Origin of the sequence: Flavobacterium nitrogenifigens (assembly GCF_003254565.1) — a bacterium.
GTDB lineage: Bacteria > Bacteroidota > Bacteroidia > Flavobacteriales > Flavobacteriaceae > Flavobacterium > Flavobacterium nitrogenifigens.
The window spans coordinates 1-368 of the sequence record NZ_QJRI01000079.1 but is presented as its reverse complement, the minus strand read 5'-3'; the positions used below and the strand labels follow the sequence as shown (position 1 = coordinate 368).

Sequence of the window (368 nt, the reverse complement as noted above, 5' to 3'; positions counted from 1 at the left end):
TGCCTGGGTAGCCTTCCAGAAAGCGGACCTCATCCCAGACCGTTGGCACTTCTTTCATAAATTTTACAGCCCAGTCTGGAGCATCATTTAAGTTATTAGGCGCCAAAGCAAAATGCTGCACTCCGCTCTGAAAAAGCACTGAAGCGGCTAAAGCAAATACATCTGAAGTCATTCTTTTAGAGCCTTTGTTGGGAATGTTATCGCTATTGTAGAATTTGTTCAAAGCGCTTCCGCCAAAATCCATGCTTCCCACCGCATTTCTGATAAAAGTATGCGTTGCTGCATTTATAGCTTCATTATCACAGCTCTGCTGTCCGAAATGCAGATTCTCGCTTGCCAGAACCGCTTCGCTGGAGGCGTAATTCGGA

At 45.7% G+C, this 368-nt stretch carries 1 protein-coding gene; it reads right to left on the bottom strand.

Annotated features, from left to right (window positions below; translation table 11 throughout):
- Nucleotides 1-368 (bottom strand): glycoside hydrolase family 97 catalytic domain-containing protein (locus DM397_RS00335; RefSeq protein ID WP_204251846.1); only part of this gene is annotated, 368 nt, incomplete at both ends.